At 74.7% G+C, this 245-nt stretch carries 1 protein-coding gene; it reads left to right on the forward strand.

Features of this window, described 5'->3' with window-relative positions:
* On the forward strand, nucleotides 1-245 hold a 245-nt coding region (locus tag VJI94_RS08720), incomplete at both ends, for a PmbA/TldA family metallopeptidase (protein ID WP_324009088.1).

Here is a 245-nt window from a genome sequence, read left to right on the forward strand (position 1 = left end):
GCTGGCGGCCGGGCGGGGCGCGCGGGCGCGGGCCTCGGTCCATCACGAGGGGATCGCCAAGATCGCGATGCGCGGCGGCGAGGTGGAGACGGCCGAGCGCAGCGGTAGCCAGGGCCTGGGCCTGACCGTCTTTCTCGATGGGCGCCGGGGATCGGCGTCGACCGCCGGGTTCGACCGGGCGGCGATCGAACGGGTGGTCGAGGAGGCGATGCTGATCGCCGGCCATGTCCAGCCCGATCCCGATG

Origin of the sequence: Parvimonas sp. D9, assembly GCF_035282565.1 — a bacterium.
GTDB lineage: Bacteria > Bacillota > Clostridia > Tissierellales > Peptoniphilaceae > Parvimonas > Parvimonas micra.